At 52.4% G+C, this 20,378-nt stretch carries 11 protein-coding genes; 6 read left to right on the forward strand and 5 right to left on the reverse strand.

Annotated elements, in window-relative coordinates:
* The first annotated feature begins 67 nt into the window (after positions 1 to 67).
* Positions 68 to 3,169: a valine--tRNA ligase gene (locus Q1Y74_RS01895; protein ID WP_300812016.1), complete on the forward strand. Its 3,102-nt coding sequence runs from the start codon at positions 68 to 70 to the stop codon at positions 3,167 to 3,169.
* Between the two features lie 573 nt (positions 3,170 to 3,742).
* The gene (locus Q1Y74_RS01900) at positions 3,743 to 7,342 is read left to right on the forward strand and encodes a glycoside hydrolase family 2 TIM barrel-domain containing protein (RefSeq protein ID WP_300812017.1); all 3,600 of its coding nucleotides are present in this window, start codon (positions 3,743 to 3,745) and stop codon (positions 7,340 to 7,342) included.
* Between the two features lie 119 nt (positions 7,343 to 7,461).
* Here Q1Y74_RS01900 and Q1Y74_RS01905 read toward each other — a convergent pair whose 3' ends face one another.
* The 5 genes from Q1Y74_RS01905 to Q1Y74_RS01925 all read right to left on the reverse strand — a co-directional run bounded on the left by Q1Y74_RS01905 (position 7,462) and on the right by Q1Y74_RS01925 (position 15,523).
* The gene (locus Q1Y74_RS01905; RefSeq protein WP_300812018.1) at positions 7,462 to 7,908 is read right to left on the reverse strand and encodes a hypothetical protein; all 447 of its coding nucleotides are present in this window, start codon (positions 7,906 to 7,908) and stop codon (positions 7,462 to 7,464) included.
* Between the two features lie 75 nt (positions 7,909 to 7,983).
* Positions 7,984 to 9,093: a DUF6340 family protein gene (locus Q1Y74_RS01910; protein WP_300812019.1), complete on the reverse strand. Its 1,110-nt coding sequence runs from the start codon at positions 9,091 to 9,093 to the stop codon at positions 7,984 to 7,986.
* Between the two features lie 115 nt (positions 9,094 to 9,208).
* Positions 9,209 to 12,547 (reverse strand): preprotein translocase subunit SecA, encoded by a 3,339-nt coding sequence (secA, locus tag Q1Y74_RS01915; RefSeq protein ID WP_300812020.1) that lies wholly within the window; start codon positions 12,545 to 12,547, stop codon positions 9,209 to 9,211.
* A gap of 235 nt (positions 12,548 to 12,782) precedes the next feature.
* On the reverse strand, positions 12,783 to 14,351 hold the full coding sequence (locus Q1Y74_RS01920) for an alkaline phosphatase family protein (protein WP_300812021.1): 1,569 nt from the start codon (positions 14,349 to 14,351) through the stop codon (positions 12,783 to 12,785).
* The gene (locus tag Q1Y74_RS01925; RefSeq protein ID WP_300812051.1) at positions 14,348 to 15,523 is read right to left on the reverse strand and encodes a DUF4105 domain-containing protein; all 1,176 of its coding nucleotides are present in this window, start codon (positions 15,521 to 15,523) and stop codon (positions 14,348 to 14,350) included. Before Q1Y74_RS01925 ends, Q1Y74_RS01920 begins: the two co-directional genes overlap by 4 nt.
* Positions 15,524 to 16,392: 869 nt before the next feature.
* On the opposite strand from Q1Y74_RS01925, the gene Q1Y74_RS01930 reads away from it, so the two are divergent.
* From Q1Y74_RS01930 to lptC, 4 genes are read left to right on the forward strand one after another with little or no spacing between them, the layout of a single operon-like run.
* Positions 16,393 to 17,127: a type III pantothenate kinase gene (locus Q1Y74_RS01930; RefSeq protein WP_300812052.1), complete on the forward strand. Its 735-nt coding sequence runs from the start codon at positions 16,393 to 16,395 to the stop codon at positions 17,125 to 17,127.
* Positions 17,114 to 18,373, forward strand: coding sequence for a hypothetical protein (locus Q1Y74_RS01935; protein ID WP_300812022.1), 1,260 nt, complete (start codon positions 17,114 to 17,116; stop codon positions 18,371 to 18,373). The genes Q1Y74_RS01930 and Q1Y74_RS01935 overlap by 14 nt, the downstream gene beginning before the upstream one ends.
* A gap of 45 nt (positions 18,374 to 18,418) precedes the next feature.
* Positions 18,419 to 19,741, forward strand: a complete 1,323-nt coding sequence (locus Q1Y74_RS01940) for a hypothetical protein (protein ID WP_300812023.1) — start codon at positions 18,419 to 18,421, stop codon at positions 19,739 to 19,741.
* A 2-nt stretch (positions 19,742 to 19,743) separates the two neighbouring features.
* Positions 19,744 to 20,376 carry an LPS export ABC transporter periplasmic protein LptC gene (lptC, locus tag Q1Y74_RS01945; RefSeq protein ID WP_300812025.1) on the forward strand — a complete coding sequence of 211 codons (633 nt, stop codon included), beginning with the start codon at positions 19,744 to 19,746 and terminating at the stop codon, positions 20,374 to 20,376.
* The last annotated feature ends 2 nt before the right edge of the window (positions 20,377 to 20,378 follow it).

A 20,378-nucleotide genomic window follows, 5' to 3' on the forward strand; every position in this document is an offset into this window, starting at 1 on the left:
GCAATAAATTACTAATTTTGTGGCCGAAATTCGCAAACAAGAAACATTTATATAATTTTAAAGAGAAATGGAATTAGCAAGTAAGTACAATCCCGCTGACGTGGAGGGAAAGTGGTACCAATACTGGTTGGACCACAAATTATTCAGTTCAAAACCCGATGGTCGTGAGCCTTACACCATCGTCATCCCGCCCCCCAACGTCACCGGTGTGCTCCACATGGGACACATGCTTAATAATACCATCCAAGATATTCTGGTGCGCCGCGCCCGTATGGAGGGCAAGAATGCTTGTTGGGTGCCGGGTACGGACCATGCCTCCATCGCTACCGAAGCCAAGGTGGTGAACAAACTGGCCGCGCAGGGCATCAAGAAGACCGACCTGACGCGCGAGGAGTTCCTGAAGCACGCCTGGGAGTGGACTGACGAACACGGCGGCATCATCCTGAAGCAGCTCCGCAAGCTGGGCGCTTCGTGCGACTGGGACCGCACCGCCTTCACCATGGACGAGAAGCGCAGCGAGAGCGTCATCAAGGTGTTTGTCGACCTCTATAACAAGGGGCTCATCTACCGCGGCGTGCGCATGGTGAACTGGGATCCCAAGGCGTTGACCGCCCTGAGCGACGAGGAAGTGATTTATAAGGAAGAGCACAGCAAGCTCTACTACCTGAAATATTATGTAGCCCCCTCAACTCCCCCCGAGGGGGAGCTTAAGCAAGTGATTGACCGTTATCGGACGGCCAGCCCCTTGACTTACGATTTGTTGAAAGCACATGCCAAGGAAATGAAACAGCATCCTACGGAAGCGGAGAATGCTTTGTGGGAGATGCTTCGGGGCAAGAAACTGGGCGATAAGTTCCGTCGCCAGCATGTCATTGCCGACTTTATCGTAGACTTCATCTGCTTGCAGAAACAGCTGGTCGTAGAAGTGGACGGTGGCTATCATAATGAAGAGGAACAGCAGGAAGCCGACAAACTGCGCGAGCAAATCTTGAAGGATTTGGGCTATGAAGTGCTTCGCTTTACGAACGAAGAAGTACTTGCCGACACCGAAGCAGTAGTTGACCGTATCAGGGAATCGCTCACAAGCTCCCCCTCGGGGGGAGTTGAGGGGGCTCCTTACGCCGTGGTTGCCACGACCCGTCCCGAGACCATCATGGGCGATACGGCCATGTGTATCAATCCTGCCGACCCCAAGAACCAGTGGCTGAAGGGAAAGAAAGTGATTGTGCCGTTGGTGAACCGCGTCATCCCCGTCATTGAGGACGACTACGTGGACGTTGAGTTCGGTACGGGCTGTTTGAAAGTAACGCCTGCCCACGACGTGAACGACTACATGCTGGGCGAGAAGTACAACCTGCCGAGCATCGACATCTTCAACGATAACGGCACCCTGAGCGAAGCCGCCGGCCTCTACGTAGGCATGGACCGCTTCGACGTGCGCGAGCAGATTGAGAAAGACCTGGCCGAAGCCGGCCTGCTGGAGAAGGTGGAGGCCTACACCAACAAGGTGGGCTTCTCCGAGCGTACCAATGTGGCCATCGAGCCGAAGCTCTCCATGCAGTGGTTCCTCAAGATGCAGCACTTTGCCGACATGGCCCTGCCGCCCGTCATGAACGACGAACTGAAGTTCTATCCGGCTAAATATGTGAACATTTACAAGAACTGGCTGGAGAACATCAAGGACTGGTGTATCAGCCGCCAGTTGTGGTGGGGACACCGCATCCCGGCCTGGTACGTGACCTCCACAGCCCCCTCAACTCCCCCCGAGGGGGAACTCCCGAAAGTAATTGTGGCGGAAAACGAGGAGGCGGCCTGGAAGCAGCTTTATGAACGGTTCCCGTCGCTCAAAAGCTCCCCTACGGGGGGAGTTGAGGGGGCTGTTACCCTGCGTCAGGACGAAGACTGCCTCGACACATGGTTCTCTTCGTGGCTGTGGCCCATCTCGCTGTTCGACGGCATCAACAATCCAGGCAACGAAGAAATCAAATACTATTATCCTACCAGCGACCTGGTGACAGCACCGGATATTATCTTCTTCTGGGTGGCCCGTATGATTATGGCCGGTTACGAATACATGGGCGACATGCCTTTCAAGAATGTCTACTTCACCGGCATCGTGCGCGACAAGCTGGGCCGCAAGATGTCCAAGTCGCTGGGCAACTCGCCCGACCCGCTGGAACTCATCGAGCGCTTCGGTGCCGACGGCGTGCGTATGGGAATGATGCTTTCGGCTCCTGCCGGAAACGACATCCTCTTCGACGATGCCCTGTGCGAGCAAGGACGTAATTTCAACAACAAGATATGGAATGCCTTCCGCCTCGTCAAGGGTTGGGAAGTGAGCGCCGAGGCCGAAGTGCCCGAAGCCGCCGCCCTGGCCGTGAAGTGGTTCGATTCGAAGCAGAACGCCGTAGCCCTCGAAGTGGCTGACCTCTTCAGCAAGTACCGCCTGAGCGAAGCCCTGATGGCTGTCTACAAGCTCTTCTGGGACGAGTTCTCCGGCTGGTATCTGGAGATGGTGAAGCCCGCCTACGGCCAGCCCATCAGCAAGGAAGTCTACGACGCCACCATCCGTTTCTTCGACAACCTGCTCCACCTGCTCCATCCGTTCATGCCCTTCATCACCGAAGAGTTGTGGCAGCACATCGTTGACCGCAAGGACGGCGAGAGCCTGATGGTAAGCCCCATGGCCGCTCCGGGCGAGGTGGACGAGACCCTCGTGCAGCAGTTCGAGGTGGTGAAGGAGATTGTCAGCAACGTCCGCTCCATCCGCTTGCAGAAGAACATCGCACAGAAGGAAACGCTGGAGTTGCAGGTTGTGGCCGAGAACCCCGTAGCCGCCTTCAATGCCGTCATCGTGAAGATGTGCAACCTGTCTGCCGTTCAGGTAGTGGAGGCCAAGGCCGAAGGTGCCGCCGCTTTCATGGTGGGTACGACGGAGTATGCCGTTCCCCTGGGCAACATGATTGACGTGGAGGCCGAGATAGCCCGCATGGAAGCCGAACTGAAGCACAAGGAAGGTTTCCTGCAAGGCGTGCTGAAGAAACTCAGCAACGAGAAGTTCGTGAACAACGCCCCCGCCGCCGTCATCGAGCTGGAGCGCAAGAAGCAGGCCGATGCCGAAAGCATCATCAAGTCGCTGAAGGAAAGCATCGCTGCGCTGAAGAAATAATACCGTTATCCAATCTGGAAGGAGGATGTGTCTCAATGCAGATACATCCTCTTTTTTTTGCTGACGGGTCATCCGCTTCCGGCTTATACGAGGCTTTTTTATCCCTGAAAACCAGTGCTTAGGCCGTGCAAGTGTCGTCCGCGCTCCGTGCAAGCGTCGTCCGTTCACCGTGCAAGCGTCGTGCTCGGACCGTGCAAGGATTGTCCGTCCGATTCGGAGGCCATGCCTTTGGGGCGGTTTGAAAAACTTCTGTGTAAGTGTGTTGTAATTTCATTAAGAAGTGCTACCTTTATGGCGGAAGTTTTTTGTTGACCTGACAGATGGCGATAGTGATGAAAAACATATTTCTGCTTGCCTGTATCTGTACCGCGGATGCGTTTGTCATTCTTTGTTCCTTGCAGGTAGAGAGACCGTGAGGTGGTTTGGGCCTGTGTATTGAGAGAGTTTGGAAACTCGGTTCTCATTTGGCAACGTAAGGGGAAAAGTCGCTGATGGATAATCTGTCATTGGAGATTGAGAGAGCGTTATTTTAGGCTGTAAGAATCTTTTTTTAATCAAATAGCAAACAATACCATGAGAAGAATCTTTTTAAGTTTAGTGTGTATGCTTGTGTGTGCCGTTGGTGCGGTACAGGCGCAGGTCGGCTTTGCCAATGACAAGCTCTACAACGTGGTGCCCGCCGGACGTGGCGGAAGCGTTGTAGGCTATCGGTCGGGAAGCACCGAGGCTGTTTTGATGAAGCGGAACGATGGTGACCAGTTGCAGCAATGGACGGTGACGAGCCTTTCCGGCAGCTTCCGTTTCATCAATCCTTTTGAGAACAAGTCTTTTCATGTCAAGACGGACAAAACGCTGGGTATAACGGAAAACAACGGTTCGGATGAGTCCCAGCTGTGGAGCATTGTCCAGAAGGGTGACCGTGTACAGATTGTTCCTTCCAACAGTCCCAGCCTGATATTGGCCTGCAACAAAAGCGGCCGATTGGTGCTGTTGGATAAGAACAGTTCCGGTAACGAGCCGGCTACCTTCTTTTTCATCAGAGAGAGCAAGATGCCGCTGCCCGCGGACATGAAGATTGACCTGTCCCAACGGGCCAAGAACTATTGGGAGGATGAAACCCGCTTTGCCGAAAACAAAGAGGAAGGACACGCCACCTTCCTGCCTTATGCTACCGAGGCCGAGATGACGGCTGATAAGGATTATTACCGTACGCCGTGGACTGCCACCAAGAGCTCACGCTACTCTCTGCTCAGTGGCGAATGGTCTTTCCACTTTGTACCCGAGCCTTCGCTACGGCCATTGGATTTCTATAAGGAGGACTACGACGTGTCGGGCTGGGAAACCATCCCCGTTCCTTCCAACTGGGAGATGCAGGGCTATGACCGCCCCATCTACGCCAACGTGGAGTATCCCCACGCCAACACCCCTCCCTACATTGATGCCCGCAAAGGTTTCAACGACGGTGGAAAGAACTACGGCATCAACCCCGTAGGCTCCTACGTCCGCTTCTTTGACCTCCCCAACGGCTGGGAGAAACAACGCACCTTTATTCATTTCGGTGGCATTTACAGTGCAGCCTTTGTCTACCTGAACGGTGAGTATGTAGGCTATTCACAGGGAGCCAACAATGTGGCCGAGTTTGATCTTACCCGCTATTTGCGCCCGGGCAAAAATCGCTTGGCCGTACAGGTATTCCGCTGGAGCGACGGCTCTTATCTGGAATGTCAGGACATGTTCCGCATGAGCGGTATCTTCCGCGATGTCTATCTGTACAATACGCCGCTGGTGGCTGTGCGCGACCATTACATCACCTCCAAGTTGGATGCCGCAGCGGGATATAAGAAAGGAACTCTTGCCGTGAATCTGAAACTGGACAATCGTGACGCACTGAAGGGAAAGAAAGACGTGTCACTCAAACTGTTCGACCCGAAGGGTATGCTGGTAGCCGAGAAGAACATGCAGGTGGACTATGCCGACAAGAAAGTGGAGGCACAAGCGTCTTTCCAACTGGCCGACCTCCTCTTGTGGACAGCTGAGACTCCCAATCTCTATACTTTGCACGTGGTTCAGAGTGAAGCAGGCAAGGAAGAGATGGCTTTCTCTACCAAGTATGGTTTCAGGGACATTGAAGTTCGCGGTCCGCTGGTGTACATTAACGGCCAGCGCGTCTTTTTCAAGGGCGTCAACCGTCACGACACGCATCCTGTTTACGGTCGTGCCGTTCCTGTGGAGTCAATGTTGCAGGATGTGCTGCTGATGAAGCGTAACAATGTGAACACGATACGAACCTCACACTATCCGAACGATGCCCGAATGTATGCCATGTTCGACTATTACGGCTTGTATGCGATGGATGAGGCCGACCTGGAGAATCATGCCAACCAGTCCATCAGCGACATGCCTTCGTGGATACCGGCCTTTGTTGACCGCATTGACCGCATGGTCTTGCGTGACCGCAACCATCCGAGTGTCATCTTCTGGAGTCTGGGCAACGAGGCGGGCGGAGGCAGTAACTTCCAGGCCTGCTATGATGCAGCCAAGCGGTTGGACAATCGTCCGGTCCATTACGAAGGCACCCGCGACGGCAAGGACTATGGCGGCAATCGCTTCAGCGACCTTTACTCCAAGATGTATCCGGGTATGAAGTGGATGGACACGTACGTGAACTCTTTCGACAAGCCCATGTTTATCTGTGAATACGCACACGCCATGGGTAATGCCATAGGCAACCTGAAGGAATATTGGAACAGTATAGAAAGCAGTAAGGCTACCATCGGAGGCGCTATCTGGGACTGGGTAGACCAGGCCATCTACGAGCCTCGTGAGATGAAGCAGGGCATTTATCGCCTGCATACGGGTTATGACTTCCCCGGTCCCCATCAGGGTAATTTCTGCTCCAACGGTATTCTGCCTCCTACCCGTGAAGAGTCGCCCAAACTGAAGGAGGTGAAAGCTGTCTATCAGTACGTACACTTTGCTGACGGCGGTGTGGATTTGAAGAAGAACGAGGCGAAGGTTTGGCTGAAGAATACTTACGACTTTCTCTCGCTGGACGGATTCTACCTGCGTTGGCAGACTTTGAAGGATGGCTACGTGCTGGGGAAGGACAGTCTGATGCTGGACGACGTGATGCCGGATGATTCGGTGCTGGTGACTTTGAAACTCCGTGATGTCAATCTTCGGAAAGCTCAGAAGGCAGGTGACGAAGTGATGTTGAACCTGGAGGTTTGCAAGAAGGATGCAGGCTTGTGGGCCGGTGTCGGACACGTGGTGGCACAACAGCAATATGAACTGGTGAAGCGGGGAGCTTTGCCCGAACTATCCGACAAAGGAACCCGTATGCAGGTGTTGGAGGTGGAAGAGACGAATGATGCCGTGACGGTGAAGAACCTGAAGATTGAGGCTGTTTTCAACAAGAAGAACGGACAGCTGACTTCGTTGGTAATGGGCGGTACCCCCGTCATCAGCCAGGGACAGGGTCTGGTTTATGACAACCACCGTTGGATAGAGAACGACCGCTTTACTAAGGTAGACAACGGATTGGAGGAAAGTGCTACTTGCCAGGTGTCGGCAGACGGTACGAAGGTGGTGGTGGAAACACACCGCAAGGGCACTTTGTGTGAGATACGCCTCACTTATACCTTTGCCATGGACGGTACGATGGATGTGGATGCTGTCTTTCTGCCTCAGACAGGCAACCTGCGACGTTGCGGACTGGTGTGCGGAATTGACTCTTCGTTGAACCGTGTGGATTATTACGCATACGGCCCGTGGGAGAACTACAACGACCGCAAGGACGGCTGTATGGTGGGACGTTACACGACGACAGTGGACGACATGGTGGTGAAGTATGTCAAGCCTCAGTCGATGGGCAATCGCGAAGGATTGCGCGAACTGATGCTGACGGACGCTTCCGGTAAGGGCCTTCGTATCCGTACGGAAGGGAATGTGTCCTTCTCTGCCTTGCCTTACACGGACGAAGACCTGATGAAAGCCAATCACCTGTGGGAAATGAAGGCACGCCCCTACATCGTGCTCCATCTGGATGCCGTCGTTCGCGGTGTGGGTAATGCCAGCTGCGGACATGATGTAGATACGCTCCCCATCTATCGGGTGCCTCAGAAAGAGCTGAAGTATAAACTTCGTTTTGAGAGTGTGACACCGCAGCAATGAGGTGACAGAAGGCTCAAAAAAAAGCCCGGCTATTGTGGATGCAATGGCCGGGTTTATTTTTAAGGAGGATGCCCGATTTTTTTTATGAAGACAGACTCCGTATCGTTCTTCTGTGCGGACTATTTCTCCAGCAAATCTTTCAGGAAGGCATCGAGTTCTTCGTCCAGTCCTTTCAGCAGTTCGTCGTTTACCAAGAGTGTGTCGTCGTCCATGAGGAGCAGTTCGGCTACGGTTTCTTTGTTCTCGTCCACCAGCACAAAGGAGAAGGGACGGAGAATGGTCATTTTGTCGAAAATACCTTCTTTTTTCAGCTTGCCGAGCAGATTGCTGAGGGTGCGTTCGGCCTGTTCATAAAGGTCGTCCCCTTCGTAGGTCATCCATTCGGGGATGGTAGCGTGGGCAAGTTCTTTGTCTTCGTCGTCAAAGATGGACAGCTCTCCTGAATTCTGATTGGGTTGCAGGTGAATGTCCGTCACTATGGTTTGTTCGCAACCGCAAGTATATTTGCCGATTGCTTTTCTGACCGCCTCTTCTATGAGCGACAATGATGATTGGCTGAGTTTCATATTCTTTTCTTTATGGATGTCCAAAGATATGGAAAATAATTAAAAACGGGTTGCGAATAGGTGAAAAAAGTGTACCTATGGCTCAAAACGCTGCATTTGCATTTTCAGGCGGGTGATGCTTTCCTGTCTTTTTTCCAGTTCGGTGACATAGAGGCTGGTCAGAAGGTAGTTGGGCACGTCTTCGGCATACACTCCTTCGGCCGATTTCTTTTCCTCCACTTTGTCCACTTTTAGCGCTTCGGCCTGTGCCTTGCGGGCCCACTCCAGTGCCGGACCGATGCTGTCCTGCAACTCGTAACCCAATGCCAGGTTATAGGCGGCATACATTTTCTGTTTGCCTTTTTTGTGTTGGTAGACTTGTTTCCAGAGTTTGATGGCCTCTTCCCAGTTCTTTTCCTTGACATAGATGGCTGCATCGCGCATGTTGACCGAGCCGTTTGTGAACAGGTAGCGGTCGGCGGTTTTCCAATACGGAAGCAGTCGTCTGACGGGGACGGTGCCTGCAAACTCGGAACCCTGTCTCACCATTTCTTTTTCGCTGATGAGCCGTGAACCAGTGTAGGCCACGCTGTTGCCCACTTCTTCCCAGTAGATGCTGTCGCAGGTGTTGAGCGTAACCATGGGCCCCTTACGTCCGGGCAGGTAGACACTGACGCTGGGGCAAACCTTGAGGTCGATGGTTCCTAAATAGGCGTTGCCATAAGGAGAGATGGATTCAACCTTACGTATGGCTCTCATCTGTACGTTCTCCACGGCGATGAGGAAGTCAACGTCCAACTCGCGGGTCAGCTGCTCCACTTCGTCGCTGGTCAGTGTGGATTCACGTGGGGTGATGTCCATCTTACGCAGGGCAGAGTCGCAGATGGCCACCTCATCAAAATAGTTCACATCGGCAATGCTTTCAGCCAGCACTTCGGTGGCCAGGGTGGCATTTCCGTCGTAGTAGCGGGTGATGTGCATCGCTTCGTTTCCTCCTTTTTTCTCCTTGCTTGTATCGTCGTCCGCCATTTGTCTGTCAGGGGTGTCCGGCATGTTGTTGACGACAGCCACCCGCTTTAATGAAGGAGGAAAGCTGACCTCGGCAGGCAGCAGGTAGTCGATGGACAGGTATTCTACACTCTGGCAACCGCCCATGACTGTTAGCAGGGCAACCAGAAGGATATTGCGATAAAAATGTTTTGCCATATTTTTTCTTCTTTTTCCAAGAAACAAAAATAGTCTTTTCTATCTATAAAGCAAAAGCCTCGAACAGATTTTAACCGTTCAAGGCTTTTGTTAGCTATTCAGACAAGTGTCTGCATCATGCGTTTCTGCCGTGGCAGTTCTTGTACTTCTTGCCGCTTCCGCAGGGGCATGGATCGTTACGTCCTACGGTCTTTTCGGCACGGATGGGCTCACGTTTCTGTTGTTCGCGCGTGTCCTGCTGTGCTGCCGCCTGCTGGTTGGGGTCATTCAGGTCGACCTTCTGCTCGCGGTATTTGCTCATGTCCTGGCGTTGTTCGGGTGCTGCCTGGCGTACCTCAACACGACGCGGCGCGGCTTCGGGTGCGGCAGGCGCATCGGCTGGCATTTCGGGCATCGGTATCTGTCCACGCATCAGGATGGAGATGGTCTGGTTGTTGATTTTGTCCACCATCGAGTCAAAGAGGTTGACGGACTCCAGCTTGTAGATGAGCAGCGGGTCTTTCTGTTCGTAGCTGGCGTTCTGTACGGAGTGTTTCAGTTCGTCCAGTTCGCGCAGGTTCTCTTTCCAGGCTTCGTCGATGACGTGCAGGAGGATGGACTTTTCAAAGGACTTCACCACTTCCTTGCATTCGGTTTCGTAGGCTGTTTTCAGGTTGCAGGAAATGTTATACATGCGTTTGCCGTCGGTGATAGGAATCAGGATGTTTTCATACATGTGTCCCTGTGCCTCGTACACTTGTTTGATGACGGGGTATGCAATCTGAGCCATACGTTCGGTCTTACGCTTGAACTGTTCCATGGCGGTGTCGAAGGTCTTGTCGGCCAGGGTTTCCTTCTTCTCATTGCGGAATTCCTCTTCGCTGAAAGGAACTTCCATGGCGAGTGTCTGGAGGATGTTCATCTTGCAGCTTTCATAGTCAGGGGCTTCGACGGCATTGACGCAACGATCCCAAATCATGTTCACGATGTCCATGCCGATACGTTCACCCATCAGGGCATGGCGGCGTTTGGTGTAGACAACCGTACGTTGCTTGTTCATCACGTCGTCATACTCCAGCAGACGTTTACGGATGCCGAAGTTGTTTTCTTCCACCTTCTTCTGGGCACGTTCAATGGATTTGGAAATCATGCTGTGTTCAATCATTTCGCCTTCCTTGAAGCCCAATTTGTCCATGACACTGGCAATGCGGTCGGAGGAGAACAGACGCATCAGGTCGTCTTCCAATGATACGAAGAATACGGATGAACCCGGGTCTCCCTGACGTCCTGCACGACCACGGAGCTGACGGTCGACACGACGTGACTCGTGGCGCTCGGTGCCGATAATGGCCAGACCGCCAGCGGCCTTTACTTCGGGGCTCAGTTTGATATCGGTACCACGGCCGGCCATGTTGGTGGCAATGGTCACTGTACTGCTCTGTCCCGCCTGGGCCACAATCTCGGCTTCCTTCTGGTGGAGCTTGGCATTCAGTACGTTGTGGGGTATCTTACGCATGGTCAGCATCTTGCTCAACATTTCGGAGATTTCCACCGAAGTGGTACCTACCAGTACGGGGCGTCCTGCTTTCACCATTTCTTCTATTTCTTCGATAACGGCTTTATACTTCTCGCGCTTGGTCTTGTAGACGCGGTCGTTCATGTCCTTGCGGGCGATGGGGCGGTTGGTGGGGATAACCACTACGTCCAGTTTGTAGATGTCCCAGAACTCGCCAGCTTCCGTTTCGGCGGTACCGGTCATACCTGCCAGCTTGTGATACATACGGAAGTAGTTCTGCAGAGTGATGGTGGCAAAGGTCTGCGTGGCGGCTTCTACCTTCACGCGTTCCTTGGCTTCGATGGCCTGGTGCAAACCGTCAGAGTAGCGGCGGCCTTCCATGATACGGCCAGTCTGTTCGTCCACAATCTTCACCTGTCCGTCGATGACTACGTATTCGTCATCTTTCTCGAACATGGTGTAGGCCTTCAGCAACTGGTTGATGGTGTGTACGCGTTCCGATTTGATGGCGTAGTTGGTCATCAGGGCATCCTTTTTCTCCAGGCGCTGTTCGTCGGTCAGTCCGGATTCATTTTCCAGAGCCGAGAGTTGTGCGGCAATGTCGGGGAGAACGAAGAGGGTGGGGTCTTCCGAGTTGCCGGTTATCAGGTCAACACCTTTATCTGTCAGGTCTACGCTGTTCAGTTTTTCGTCGATGACGAAGTAGAGCGGGTCGGTCACTTCGTGCATGCGCTTGTTGTTCTGCTCCATGTAGATTTCCTCTGTCTTGAGCATACCGGCCTTGATGCCCTGTTCGCTCAGGAACTTGATGAGGGCCTTGTTCTTGGGCAGACACTTGTGGCTGCGGTAGAGGGCCAGGAAGCCTTCTTCCTGATCTTTCTTGTCTTCGGAAGCGATGAGGCGTTTGGCATCGGCCAGGTATTTGGTGGCCAGTGAGCGCTGGGCTTCTACCAGGCGTTCTACCAGCGGACGCAGTTGTTCAAAGAGCTGGTCGTCTCCCTTAGGCACGGGACCGGAGATGATAAGCGGCGTACGGGCATCGTCAATCAACACCGAGTCCACCTCGTCCACGATGGCGTAGTTGTGCTGGCGCTGTACGAGGTCTTTGGGGCTGATGGCCATGTTGTCGCGCAGATAGTCGAAGCCGAACTCGTTGTTTGTACCGAAGGTGATGTCGGCCATGTAGGCACGGCGGCGGGCATCGGAGTTGGGTTGGTGCTTGTCGATGCAGTCCACACTCAATCCGTGGAACATGTAGAGCGGGCCCATCCACTCGGAGTCACGCTTGGACAGGTAGTCGTTCACCGTCACCACGTGTACGCCGTTGCCCGTCAAGGCGTTGAGGAATACTGGCAGGGTGGCAACCAGAGTTTTACCTTCACCGGTGGCCATTTCGGCAATCTTGCCTTTGTGCAATACTACGCCGCCGAAGAGCTGTACGTCGTAGTGTACCATGTTCCAGGTGATTTCGTTGCCGCCTGCCATCCAGTGGTTCTGGTAGATGGCTTTGTCGCCCTCGATGCGTACAAAGTCCTTGGTGGCTGCCAGCTGGCGGTCGAAGTCGTTTGCCGTCACCACGATTTCCTCGTTTTCGGTAAATCGTTTGGCTGTTTCCTTTACAATGGCAAAAGCTACAGGCAGCACTTCGTCCAGTGCCTTTTCGTAGATTTCCAGTATTTCTTTTTCAATCTTGTCAATCTGTGCGAAAAGTTCTTCGCGCTTTTCCAGCTCTGTGCTTTCCACGCTTGCTTTCAGTTCGTCTACTTTGGCGCGTTGTTCGGCGGCCGAGTTTCGGATGTATGCTTTCAGTTCCTCGGTCTTGGCACGCAGGGCGTCGTTGTCCAGTTGGGCCACTTCCGGATAGGCGGCTTTCACCTTGTTCACCCACGGCTGTATCTCCTTCATGTCGCGTGTGGACTTGTTGCCGAAAATCGAGCTTAAAAATTCATTGAATCCCATTTTATATTTTGTTTTTGTTATTATTTACTAAATTGATGTCGGATTTGAACCGCCTTCCCGTCTGAAGAGGGAAGGAACGGATGCGCTTTGCGTGCGCAAAGGTAAGAATTTCACCACATAGGACACAGTATTTCAATGAGTTTTTTCCTGTAACCCTTGTCTGCCGTTTCCATGGCGGCCTGAAGAGGGAAGGCGGCAAACCGCTTCGTCTGTTCCCTTTTCTTAAGACAAAAACTCAGAGGTTGAATGCGGTGGCTTTGCAGGCATTCGGGGCCCTGATACGCATCACGCCGCTCAAGGTGGGGGCGATGCGGTCGGCACTGACCGGTTCACGGATGATTTCGGGCTTGACACCGCTTCCCAGCAGGATGAGGGGGGCGGGGATGGTGGCCGAGCGCACCACGCGGTTGTCTGTGGTGTTCTCCTGCATGATGGTCCATCCGGGCAGTACCTCGATGAGCAGGTCGCCCGAGCGTTTGCGGTGGAAACTGTTGCGGATGCGCTCCACCTGGGGCGACCAGGAGCCCAGCAGCAGGCGATGGGCAGAGTAGACCTCGTTTACCCCGCTGAACTGCACCAGAAAGGCGGCGGCTTTCTCCTGAATATCGGCCAGGCTCAGTTTCTTTTCTTCTATCAGTTTGTGATTCAGGTAAATCTGCTGGTTATAATAGCCTTCAACATATTGTCCCTGCCCGTAAGTGGCCATGAGGTACATGTTGAGCAGCGTGGCGCAACGGTTCAGGTAAAACTCTCCACCCGGTACGCGGTAGATGCCTGTGTCGGGCGCTTCGGGGTCGGCATAACCCGTCGATGTGATGCACAGCAGCACGTTGTGCAGGCCTATTTTGCGGTCGAGCAGGTCGAGCAGAGTTGCCAGACTCCGGTCCAGACGCACGTAGGTGTCCTGCATTTCCATGGCGCACTCCTGCGTACTCTTATGGTTATAGTTGCCGGCATAGTAGGTCAGTGCCAGCAGGTCGGTTATGTCGTCCTTGCCGATGTTGCTCTTATCCAGCAACTCTTCTGTCAGCAGATTCACTTCATCGTTGGCAAAGGGGCTGGCTGTCAGGCGCCGGTAGCGGTTGGTCCGGTCACTGTCCAGCTTGTATTTGAAAGCATCCGTCCGCCATTCGGGCAGGAATGTGTAGCTGGTTGCGGGGTGAACGGGTTCCCATACCATGTCTTTGATGCGGAAGTCGGGCGAGTTGCGGTCGTTGTATTGGCTTATCCACCACGGAAACTCACTATAATAAGTGGTGCTGCACCATTTTCCCGTTTGCCTGTTCAACCAGAAAGCTCCGTTGCCCGCGTGTCCTGCGGACAAAATGGCAGCATCCCTGAACGGGGCGATGGCATAAACAATGCCTTGGTTGCGGGTCGCTATCTTCAGTTCGTCCGCCAAGGTCGATACCAGCAGTTGGGAGGGCGAACCGTTTTCGTCCGTATAGTTGCCCATGAAGGCAGGGTCGTCTACACAGTTGCGCGTACGCAGGGTGCCGGTGTCCAGCCAATGGTTGCTGATGATGCCGTTCACCGAGGGGGTGGTGCCTGTATAGAGGGTGGCGATGGCCGAGGCGCGGTCGGGGCTTTCAAAGAGAAAGTCTGTCTGGCAGAATACTTTGCCTTCGCGCATCAGGCGTTTGAAGCCTTTCTCGCCATACAAGGAGGAGAACGCTTCCATATAGTCCGTGCGCAGCTGGTCGATGGTCAGTGTCACCACCAGTTTGGGCTGGGCAGGCAACACCTGAGCTTGCAGGCCGCTGAATGTCAGTGCGAGTATGGAAGTAATCAGTCCTTTTTTCATGCTTGTTTTTTATCAGTCTTGTTTTTATAAGTAAGAAACAGATTGCTTGCCGAACGTATCAGCAAACAAAGTGCCAAAGGTAATACAGCCAAATTGAATTTCTGCGGAATTACGGGCCAAAGCAGTATAAAAAACGTTAAAACGACAACGTTGGCTGCCATATAGCGGCTCAAGCGATGTTTGCGTACCCGGTTTATCATCCACGGCAGGCAGAGCAGGTGAAAGGGATGGAACACCAGGAGCAGGTAGTTGGGCCTGACCGCGGGGTGTTGGGAGAGCAGGCTCAGGAAGGTCAGGATGCATCCGGCTAAGCCGGCTGCCAGAAAAAGGACGAAATCCAGCCCCCAGAGACTCTTCTGCCGGCGCAGTCCATACCATGTGGCGCCGCCCACCACTATCAGCAATGCCAGTGAGGCTGCCAGGGGGGTGAAAAGCGTGTCGGTTGTTTCCTTTTCTTCATCGGGTATCACGACTGTCTGCACCGTTTCGGCCACCAGAGGGCGTGTATAAGCGCCGGCGCTGTCGGGCAGCATGGCGGTGGCGAAGAAATCCTTCAGGTAAAACGGCGCAAACGTCATCAGCCGTCGGCTGATGGGGCGGTCGGCCGGGCTGCCCAGGCAGAGGTCCATGCCGAATTCGGCCCACGAGTGCCCCTTGCTGTATTGGTGTACGATGTCGCGGAAACTCGTCTGTGTGTCTGTCGTCTCCATGTCGTCGGCGTAGTGCAGGCGGTTGCCCGTGGCCCGTTCTACCTGCAGGCAGGGGCGGGTAGCGCAGTTGTCGTAGAAAATGTTATAGCGGTAGACTCGGTTCTCGGGACGGTAGTTCTCCTCCAGTTGGGTGGCCAGACGGTGTTTTTCTTCGTCGGTCAGGTTCAGTTCCTGCTCCCACACGTCACGTCCGCTCCAGGTGTATTCGGCAATGAAACGGCGATAGTCCGTCACCCCCAACTGGTAGTCGGGTTCGCCCAAGGTAAACCGTAAGATGAAGTTAGGTGCGCCGAAACTGAACAGGCCGTAGTTGAACACCACGTCGATGCCCCGCTCCGGCACTTCGTAGCGGATGGCCGTGTGCCCGAAGAGCGAGTAGATTTCCGTTCCTGGTCCGCAGGTCAGCAGGCTGAAGCGTATGGAAACGGTCCCGTTGGCACGAACGGACAGAGCGGTCACCATGAAAAACAATGTCAGTAATATTTGTTTCATGCCGCAAAGGTACATTAAATATGTGTGTGTACAAAATCGAAGCATGGCTATTGTGTTAAATTCTCGCTTCTGCAATCGGGTCCTGCGCCTGCTAAAGCATGCGCCTCCTTTGGGGGAAATAACGGTGGAAAACAACAAATAAACGGTGTGGCCGAGAGGCCGACTGTGTCGCATTTCACAGGAAATGCTTGATTGATAGCCCGGTGTGGTGAAGGGTCGGGCGGAGAATGATGGGTGTGAAAGGTTCTATCGTGTGACGCATTTCCAGCAGTTTGCAGAAATGGCGGGCGGCGGGGCACCGAAGTGTTGTGGGGCTGACGGCGTGTCCGGGTACGGTCGGCCCGTTGCAATGCGGCTGTCGGCATCGGCTCTGCTTGATGCTTGCATGGTGTTTCCTTCCTGCTTGCATGGTCTCCGCTCGGTGCTTGCACGGTGCTTGCTTCATGCAAGCATGGCTTCTGCCGGGCGTTTGTACCGGCCGTTTGGTGAATGCGCGCTTGCTCCGTTTCACGTCGTGAATTCTCAAGGTTCACATGATTGTGTTCTAAATGAAACTTTTATCCCGGTTGTGAGGGCGTGAAGGATGAGACGGAAAAGTGGCATTTGTAATGGGGCTACGCGAAATATAACTCCAAAAATGTTTATCTTTGCCCCGTGTAGAACGCGTGTGTGAAACGCAGGCATGTGTAAGGCGCATGTTGGGTTGATTGGAGAAGGATGCCGTCGGAAAGGCTTGCGTTGATTCCCGCCCGTTGCGGAAGCATGCTAACTGAGTTTAATGAAAAATGCCAGTCGGCGGTTGGAAAAAGACATTCGCATGGCATGAAAAAGAAATGGATATGAATCTTGTAATAGACATTGGAAACACGGTGGCCAAACTTGCCGCCTTTGGGGAAGACGGCCGGTTGGTAGAAGTGGTCTATGACTCCAATCGTACGCTGGAACTTTTACCGGAATTTTGCAGACGCCACAGCTTTGGCCGTGCCATTCTTGCTTCGGTGATTGACCTGGAGGAAGCGGTTGAGTCCCGGTTGGCCCGCCTTTCTTTTCCGTTGTTACGTTTGGGGGCTGATACCCCCGTGCCTGTTGAGAACCTGTATGAGACGCCTCGCACTTTGGGCTACGACCGTATGGCTGCTGTGGTCGGGGCTCATGAACTATTTCCGGGAAGAGATGTTCTGGTGATTGATGCAGGTACGTGTATCACTTACGAATTTCTGGATGCGGACGGGCGGTATCATGGCGGCAATATCTCGCCGGGTATGCAGATGCGTTTCAGGGCTCTTCATCATTTTACAGGAAGGCTGCCCCTGGTGGCCGCCGAGGGGCGCGATTTGTCCATGGGTAAGGATACGGATACGGCTATTCGTGCGGGAGTGCTGCGTGGCATTGAATTTGAAATAGAAGGGTATATCCGTACCTTGAAGCATAAATATCCTCAACTTTTGGTTTTTTTAACGGGCGGGGATGATTTTTCTTTTGATACAAACGTAAAAAGTATCATCTTTGCAGACAGATTTTTAGTGTTGAAAGGGTTAAACCGAATATTAAACTATAATAATGATAGGATATAGACAAACACTCTTGGTGTTCTTGCTCACGATGTTATGCGGGGATTTATATGCCCAGACGAGTTCCATTTCTCCTAACAATACCAATTCACCTTATACCCGCTATGGATATGGGCAGTTGGCTGACCAAGGCTCGGGCAACAGCAAGGCAATGGGTGGAATCGCTTATGGCCTACGTGACAAGTATCAGGTGAATTTTGTCAATCCAGCTTCTTATACGGCTGTAGATTCGCTGACTTTTATTTTTGATGGAGGCGTTTCATTGCAAAACACCAATTTCAGCAATGGAACGCTGAAACAGAATGCCCGTAACTCAAGTTTTGATTATGTGACCATGATGTTCCGGGCCAGCAAGTGGGCGGCTATCAGCATAGGACTGTTGCCTTATTCCAATGTCGGTTACAACATGGGCGAGACGCGTGACATCGGTCAAGTGATATATTATGGTGAAGGAGGTCTGCATCAGGTTTATTTAGGCGCAGGATTTAAAATATTTAAAAATTTTTCCATTGGTGCGAATATTTCGTATCTTTGGGGTGACATCTCGCACACCCTGACGCAGTCGTTGCCGGAGCTGGCTTCTTCGTTCTCCTATACAAGACAGCAGAGTATGTCTTTCACCAGTTATAAGCTGGATTTGGGGGCACAGTACACACAGCAGTTCGGAAAAAAACATGTGGTGACCGTAGGAGCTGTCTTCTCGCCGGGGCATGACTTGAGCAACGATGCGTCTGTGACAGACCAGACGGGTAACAGCTCGATGGGCTATACACAAACCGTAAAGGACACGGTGGCTACGTTCGGGATTCCTGTCACTTTGGGCGGAGGTTTTACTTATGTCTATGACGGCAGGCTGACGGTGGGTGCTGATGTGATGTACCAGGGTTGGAGTAAAGTTTCTTTCCTGAATAACGATGAGACATTCTGTAATCGTTATAAGGTCGCACTGGGAGCCGAATATCTGCCGAATCCGTTCGGAAGAAGCTACCTCGCCAATGTGAAGTATCGGGTGGGAGCCTACTATTCCAAACCTTATTATAAGATAGACGGTGTACGTGCGGCCAATGAATATGGTGTGACTGCCGGTTTTGGCTTGCCTATTCCGCGCACACGCTCTATCCTGAGCGTTTCTGCTCAGTATGTCAGGACAGAGCCGACAAAAAGTGCGTTTTTGACTGAAAACACATTCCGCATTTGTGTGGGCGTGACTTTCAACGAACGCTGGTTCTTCAAGCGTAAAGTGAATTGATTTGAGAAGAATAGACCAAAACATAACAACTAAAATTTAAATACAATGAAAATTAAGACGCTTGTAGCTGTTTTGCTCCTTTCGGGTGGGGTGACCAGCGCCTACGCACAAAACGATTGTAATGCCAACAGTAGTATCTCGCACGAGGCCGTGAGAGCAGGCAACTTCAAGGATGCTTACGCTCCGTGTATGGCCGTGCTGAAAGAGTGCCCGACTTTGAGATATTACACTTTCTCGGACGCCATCAAAATCCTGCAGAACTTCCTGCAGACCAACAAGGACCGCAATTCTGCAGACTATCAGAAATATTTCAATGAACTGATGGAGGTACACGACCTGAGAATAAAGTACATTCCTGAGTTTGCCACGAAGTACAAGAGCGGTATCCCCAGCCCGGCTGCCGCCAAGGGTACGAAGGCTGTGGACTATCTGCAATATGCCCCGAAACCAGACCTGAACCAGGTGTACACTTGGCTGAGAGAGTCCGTTTCCGAGGCCAAAGGCGAGTCTGACGGTGCCGTAATCCACTACTTCCTCGATGTGTCCATGCAGAAGGTGAAGGCCGACAACAACCACACCGACCAGTTCTTCCAGGATTATCTGGATGCTTCCAAGTATGCCGATGAGGCCCTTGCTACCGAAACCAGCGAAGCAAAGAAGAAGAATCTGGAAGCCATCAAGGAAAACCTGGTTGCCATGTTTGTCAACAGTGGCGTGGCCGATTGCGAATCTCTCCAGAATATCTATGGCCCGAAGGTGGAGGCCAACCAGAACGACTCTACTTTCCTGAAGAAGACCATCGCCATTCTGAAGATGATGAAGTGTAACGAGAGTGAAGTTTACTTCAAGGCTTCCGATTATCTCTACCGCATCGATCCTTCTTCGGATGCAGCTGTGGGCGTAGCATACATGTATTATAAGAAAGGTGAATATGACACGGCCGTGAAGTATTTTGACGAGGCCTTGAGCATGGAGACCGACGACTCCAAGAAGGCCGAAATCGCCTATATTACCGCTGCTTCGTTCATGCAGGCCAAGAAACTTTCTCAAGCCAGAAGCTATTGCCAGAAAGCAGTCGGATTCAAGGAAAACTACGGTCCTGCCTATATTCTGTTGGCTCAGGTCTATGCTTCCAGTCCGAAGTGGAGTGACGAGCCTGCGCTGAACAAGTGTACTTACTTCCTGGTTATCGACAAACTGCAGAGAGCCAAATCTGTAGACCCGAGTGTGGCCGAAGAAGCCAATAAGTTGATTTCTACTTATGCGGCTTATACTCCGCAGGCTCAAGACCTCTTCATGTTAGGTTACAAGGCCGGCGACCGTATCACCATCGGCGGTTGGATTGGTGAATCTACAACCATTCGATAAAGATGTATCCAAAAGCTGCAAACGTAGTATATTATAGTAATATGAGCATAACCATTGTCCTGGGGGCGGTGGTTATGCTCCTTTTATTATCCTCCTGTTCAGGAGGGAAAAAAGAGTTGGGCGCAGCCATTACGGAGCGTGACTCCCTGCCCGTGATGGATACCCGCGGTGTGACAACCCTGGTTTCCGATTCAGGTGTGACCCGTTACCGCATCAATACGGAGGAGTGGCTGGTCTTTGACCGTAAGAATCCTTCATACTGGGCCTTTGAGAAGGGAGTCTATTTGGAGAAGTTCGATTCATTGTTTCAAGTGGAGGCCAGCATCAAGTCGGATACGGCCTACTATTATGATAAACAGAAACTTTGGAAGCTGATTGGAAATGTACATATTCAGAACTTGAAGGGCGAAAAGTTTGATACGGACTTGCTCTATTGGGATCAGAACAAGCAGAAAGTCTATTCAGACCAGTTTATCCGTATTGAACAGCCGGATCGTATTATTACGGGACGCGGCTTTGAATCCAACCAGCAGATGACCGTTTATACCATTAATCAGCCTGAAGGTATTTTCTATGTGGACGAGGAAGAGACAATGCCTGTTGACACCTTGCAAACCGATACTATTCAGCAATAACC

It is taken from the genome of uncultured Bacteroides sp., from assembly GCF_949298305.1.
Classification (GTDB): domain Bacteria; phylum Bacteroidota; class Bacteroidia; order Bacteroidales; family Bacteroidaceae; genus Bacteroides.

Coding starts and splice junctions, on each gene's coding strand:
- Q1Y74_RS01895 (WP_300812016.1), top strand. CDS start 68: ATGGAATTAGCAAGTAAGTACAATCCCGCTGACGTGGAGGGAAAGTGG.
- Q1Y74_RS01900 (WP_300812017.1), top strand. CDS start 3,743: ATGAGAAGAATCTTTTTAAGTTTAGTGTGTATGCTTGTGTGTGCCGTT.
- Q1Y74_RS01905 (WP_300812018.1), bottom strand. CDS start 7,908: ATGAAACTCAGCCAATCATCATTGTCGCTCATAGAAGAGGCGGTCAGA.
- Q1Y74_RS01910 (WP_300812019.1), bottom strand. CDS start 9,093: ATGGCAAAACATTTTTATCGCAATATCCTTCTGGTTGCCCTGCTAACA.
- secA (WP_300812020.1), bottom strand. CDS start 12,547: ATGGGATTCAATGAATTTTTAAGCTCGATTTTCGGCAACAAGTCCACA.
- Q1Y74_RS01920 (WP_300812021.1), bottom strand. CDS start 14,351: ATGAAAAAAGGACTGATTACTTCCATACTCGCACTGACATTCAGCGGC.
- Q1Y74_RS01925 (WP_300812051.1), bottom strand. CDS start 15,523: ATGGTGACCGCTCTGTCCGTTCGTGCCAACGGGACCGTTTCCATACGC.
- Q1Y74_RS01930 (WP_300812052.1), top strand. CDS start 16,393: ATGAATCTTGTAATAGACATTGGAAACACGGTGGCCAAACTTGCCGCC.
- Q1Y74_RS01935 (WP_300812022.1), top strand. CDS start 17,114: ATGATAGGATATAGACAAACACTCTTGGTGTTCTTGCTCACGATGTTA.
- Q1Y74_RS01940 (WP_300812023.1), top strand. CDS start 18,419: ATGAAAATTAAGACGCTTGTAGCTGTTTTGCTCCTTTCGGGTGGGGTG.
- lptC (WP_300812025.1), top strand. CDS start 19,744: ATGTATCCAAAAGCTGCAAACGTAGTATATTATAGTAATATGAGCATA.